General features: G+C 65.7%; 6 protein-coding genes. 2 read left to right on the top strand and 4 right to left on the bottom strand.

Going from position 1 to position 3795, the window contains the following annotated elements; genetic code table 11:
* Window positions 1-305: hypothetical protein (locus tag ACM0PB_RS19865; RefSeq protein WP_495495132.1), on the bottom strand; the 305-nt coding region annotated here is incomplete at its 3' end.
* 231 nt (window positions 306-536) lie between these two features.
* On the opposite strand from ACM0PB_RS19865, the gene ACM0PB_RS19860 reads away from it, so the two are divergent.
* Window positions 537-947 (top strand): hypothetical protein, encoded by a 411-nt coding sequence (locus ACM0PB_RS19860; RefSeq protein ID WP_065178774.1) that lies wholly within the window; start codon window positions 537-539, stop codon window positions 945-947.
* Window positions 948-1074: 127 nt separating this feature from the next.
* Window positions 1075-1449 carry a DUF805 domain-containing protein gene (locus ACM0PB_RS19855; RefSeq protein ID WP_065178775.1) on the top strand — a complete coding sequence of 125 codons (375 nt, stop codon included), beginning with the start codon at window positions 1075-1077 and terminating at the stop codon, window positions 1447-1449.
* Between the two features lie 192 nt (window positions 1450-1641).
* Here the strand turns inward: ACM0PB_RS19855 and thiL are convergent, their stop codons facing one another.
* The 3 genes from thiL to ribH form a co-directional block, all read right to left on the bottom strand.
* Complete coding sequence (thiL, locus tag ACM0PB_RS19850; RefSeq protein WP_065186775.1) at window positions 1642-2604, bottom strand: thiamine-phosphate kinase; 963 nt, start codon at window positions 2602-2604, stop codon at window positions 1642-1644.
* Between the two features lie 120 nt (window positions 2605-2724).
* Window positions 2725-3204 carry a transcription antitermination factor NusB gene (nusB, locus tag ACM0PB_RS19845; protein WP_005415268.1) on the bottom strand — a complete coding sequence of 160 codons (480 nt, stop codon included), beginning with the start codon at window positions 3202-3204 and terminating at the stop codon, window positions 2725-2727.
* Window positions 3201-3668 (bottom strand): 6,7-dimethyl-8-ribityllumazine synthase, encoded by a 468-nt coding sequence (ribH, locus tag ACM0PB_RS19840; RefSeq protein WP_005415267.1) that lies wholly within the window; start codon window positions 3666-3668, stop codon window positions 3201-3203. The genes nusB and ribH overlap by 4 nt, the downstream gene beginning before the upstream one ends.
* Between the last annotated feature and the right edge of the window lie 127 nt (window positions 3669-3795).

Genomic DNA, 3795 nt, shown 5'->3' with positions numbered 1-3795 from the left:
AACTTGTTGCAAATCCATCCGCAGTACGAAAGCTGCAACCAGCCAAACAAGACATGCGCCATCGCGATTGTCTTTTCTCGCAGTACGCCCGCACAACGCTGTTCCTGTACAGCCGAGCCATGCCCGGCTGCTTTTCGATCAGATTGCGGTGAGCCGAGCATGAGTTCGGCTCCACAGGAATGTCGCGATTGCCATGCCGAGGCGCGCGCCACGCGTCTGCAACATTTTTGAATTTTCAAATCTTTCTCATTGGCAGTGCTGGCGCTTCCCGCAAATGATGTGGCGCCACCGACAACGGGTGGCACGGGCTTGCAATCCCGTTTGATCGATGTTGTTTACGCTTGCCTGCCGGCGTCGCCCATCCCCCCGGGCGGCGTCGGCAGGCATTCTGTCCGCGCTCACGTGGCGGGCGGTGCATGGGGGCCTTGTGCCCGCCGGCGTTTGTACATCGGTCACCGGTATTGCAACCACGCACCGTCCGCCACCCTCGCTGTTAAGCAGGGTGGCTCCTTCGTCGCACGCACAAGGAAGCCGCCATGACTGCCACACACTACCCGTACCTGTTCGCCACCCTTGGCGAGGCCGCCAACGAACTGCCCGAGGCCATCGCCCGTACGCTCGAAACCACACTCAGTGCCACCCAAGGCAGTACCGCACCTTCAGCCACCACGCTGCTGGCATGCCTGCAGCGCATCCGCCAGGTGGACGCCGCCGACGGCCAACCCTGGCCAAAGAAGGGTCACACGTCGGGTCACCGGATGGCCATGGCACGCGCGGACCGCGCCAATGCCGGGCTGACCGTGTTGCTGGAACTGCTGCATGCGAGCGAACGGACGCGTGTGGATGGCGATGAAGATCAACAGATTGGAGAGGACGTGCGCGAAGGCTTGCTTCTGGCGTGCCGAGGGCTGTCTGAATATGTGGATGTGCAGTTGCACTGCACGTGAGCACACAACCATGGCAGCTGTCGAAGTGCCCACAGTCAGGGCAATTGGGGCTCGTGTTTGCAAGAAATTGTATGGCCCGTCAGTGCACCAGTGTCGATAGTGCTCTCTTCTTTCCTGGAGGGTACTGATGCACAAGATGATGGTTCCACTGACAAAACGCTATGCACAGTTCAATGGCCGCGCAAGCCGCAGCGAGTTCTGGTGGTTCCAGCTGTTCATCCTGATCGTTTCGATCCCGCTGTATCTGCTGAGCTTCTATGCCGGCCACAGTGGTTCGCAGGGCCTGGCGCTGGTCGCTACCGGGCTGAGCGTAGTGATGTGGCTGGTGTTCGCCTTGCCGTGCATTGCCGCAACCATTCGCCGCTTGCACGATACCGATCGCTCGGGCTGGTGGATGCTGCTGGCGTTCGTGCCGTTTGCGAGCCTGGTGCTGCTGGTGTTCCTGGTGCTGCCCAGCACGCCGGGCGACAACCGCTTCGGTGCGCCAGTTCCGCACGTATAACCAGACCGCGTTGGTAGGTGTCGACCTTGGTCGACATGGATGTGCCACCGGATGCTGACACATCCGTGCCAACCAAGGTTGGCACCTACCAGAGCAACATCGATGTGCTTCACTTGGGGTCAGATCCCTTTGCGGCGCAAAGGGATCTGACCCCACCCCGAAGGTTGACCCAGCAGGGCAGTACCGCTGCGGCTACGCGAAGTGCTGGTAGCCGCCGTCGGCGGCTTCGCCATCCACATGCACGCCCTGCCCTCCGGCCATCCGACCGATGCGGGTGAGCGGCACGTCCAGCGATTCGGCCAGGTAGTGCAGCGCGTCACGCTGGTCGGCAGCCGCGGTAAAGCACAGCTCGTAGTCGTCGCCACCGCGCAGTGCGCAGTCGCGTGCGGCCTCACGACCGAGCAGCTCACGCAATGCGTGCGAGATCGGCAGCGAGTCGGCATCGACATGTGCGGCCACGTTGCTGCGCGTGGCGATATGACCGAGGTCGGCCAGCAGGCCGTCGGACACGTCCACCGCCGCGTGCGCGAAGGCCCGCAGGCGCAGGCCCAGGGTCACGCGCGGTGCCGGCCGCAGCAGGCGCAGGCGCAGGCTTTCGTAGTCGGCCAGCAGCGTGGCGGTGGCGATGCTCAACGCACCCTGTTGCCACAGGCGCAGCGCACCGGCGGCATCGCCGAGCGTGCCACTGACCCAAATGTCATCGCCTGCCTGTGCGCGGTCGCGCCGCAGGGCCTGGCCGCGCCCGACCTGGCCCATCGCGGTCACCGACAGCGACAGCGGACCGCGCGTGGTGTCGCCACCGATCAGCGCGATGTCGTGCTGGTCGGCCAGGGCGAAAAAGCCATCGGCAAAGGCCTCGATCCAATCTTCAGATGCTTCCGGCAGCGACAGTGCCAGCGTGCACCACGCCGGGCGCGCGCCCATCGCGGCCAGGTCCGACAGATTGACCGCCAGGGTCTTCCAGCCGATGTCGAAGGCCGGGGTTTCCACCGGGAAGTGCACGCCGCTGTTGAGCGTATCAGCGGTGACCACCAGCTGTTCGTTGGCGCGCGGCTGCAACAGCGCGGCGTCGTCACCGATGCCGAGCAGGATGTCGTCGCGCTCGAGGGTGCGGGCGCGGATGCGGTCGATGAGGGCGAATTCGGCCAGGGACATGGGGCGTTCCCGCTGTTGTACGTGCCGCGCAAGGCGCGGTGGGCGGTAGTGCCGGCCGCTGGCCGGCAACCTCAGGATCCCTGCAGCTGCCGGCCAGCGGCCGGCACTACCACAGGCGGGTCAGTGACCCGATTCGACCTTGCGCCATTCCACGGCGGCACGATCCAGCACGCCGTTGACGTAGGTATGGCCATGTTCGGAACCGAAGCGCTTGGCCGATTCGATGGCCTCGTTGATCACCACGCGGTACGGCACGTCCAGGCGGTAGCGAAGCTCGTAGGCGGCCAGGCGCAGCACCGCGCGTTCGATCGCATCCACTTCCTCGATGCCACGGTCCAGGTACGGGCCGAGCGCTTCGTCGATGTCGCGACGGTTGTCGAGCACGCCGTGCACCAGCGCCTCGAAGTACGCCAGGTCGGCGATTTCGCGGGCCTGCTCGTGGGCGAACTGGGCGATCAGCGACTGCGCGTTGCCGCCGGAGATCTGCCAGGCGTAGATGGCCTGCACGGCACGACGACGGGCGCGCGAGCGCAGCACCGGATCGACGCCATCGCGGCGGACGGGTTTACCGGAGGGCTTGCCCTGGGTGTTCTTGTTCATGGCAGTTGCTCCAGCAGATTGACCATTTCCAGTGCGGCGAGTGCGACTTCCTCGCCCTTGTTGCCGTGGCTGCCGCCTGCGCGGGCCTCGGCGTCTTCAACGCGTTCCACCGCCAGCACGCCGTTCAGCACCGGCACGCCGAAATCCAGCTGCACGCGCATCAGGCCTTCGGCGCAGCGGTCGGCCACGTGTTCGTAGTGGCGGGTGTCGCCACGGATCACGCAGCCCAGGGTGAGGATGGCGGCGTGTTCATGCGCGGCGGCCAGGCGTGCAGCCACCAGCGGCAGTTCCCAGGCACCCGGCACGCGGATCACGTCGATGTTGGCTTCGGTGATGCCGTTGCCGGCCAGGCTCAGGCGGGCGCCTGCGACCAGCGCGTCGGTGATGCGGGCGTTCCAGCGGCTGGCCAGGATGGCGAAGCGCGCCGACTCGGGAGTGCGAAGATCGCCTTCGTAGTGGCTCATATGCGGCTTGGGGGACTCGATAAGGGGGTAATTCTAGCGTGGATGGGCCCCGGCCGTGGCTGGCGGGGGCCTTCAGGGTGTGCCGACCAACGGTCGGCACCCACCGGTAGTGGGGGGCGCGCGGGCG

Source organism: Stenotrophomonas sp. AR029, from assembly GCF_047520695.2.
In the GTDB taxonomy this organism is placed as follows: Bacteria; Pseudomonadota; Gammaproteobacteria; order Xanthomonadales; family Xanthomonadaceae; genus Stenotrophomonas; species Stenotrophomonas sepilia.
The sequence above is the reverse complement of the archived record's forward strand: the minus strand, read 5'-3'. Positions and strand labels throughout refer to the sequence as shown.